The following is a 331-nucleotide window of genomic DNA, read 5'->3' as shown; positions in this document are numbered from 1 at the left end:
TCGGAGCCTTGAGTGACCGTGCTCAGATGGCGCTGAACCGAGGTGCGAAAAAAGGAAATTTCTACCACAACACGGGCGAAGGAGGCATCTCTCCACATCATTTGGAAGGTGGCGACCTTTGCTGGCAAATTGGAACCGGTTACTTTGGATGCAGAAATGAAGAAGGAAACTTCGATGCGGAATTGTTTAAAAAATATGCGAATCTGGAAAATGTGAAAATGATCGAGATCAAATTATCTCAAGGTGCCAAACCAGGTCACGGCGGTGTTTTGCCAGCTGTGAAAAATACGCCGGAGATTGCCGCTATCCGTCACGTACCACCTGGCGTTAC

General features: G+C 48.0%; 1 protein-coding gene. It reads left to right on the top strand.

Annotation, left to right across the window (positions count from 1 at the left end; genetic code table 11):
- Window positions 1–331: glutamate synthase-related protein (locus tag AO58_RS17455; protein WP_035718049.1), on the top strand; the 331-nt coding region annotated here is incomplete at both ends.

Origin of the sequence: Flavobacterium succinicans LMG 10402, assembly GCF_000611675.1 — a bacterium.
Taxonomy (GTDB): Bacteria; Bacteroidota; Bacteroidia; order Flavobacteriales; family Flavobacteriaceae; genus Flavobacterium; species Flavobacterium succinicans.
Note: the sequence above shows the minus strand (reverse complement) of the source record. Positions and strands in the feature narration are given on the sequence as shown.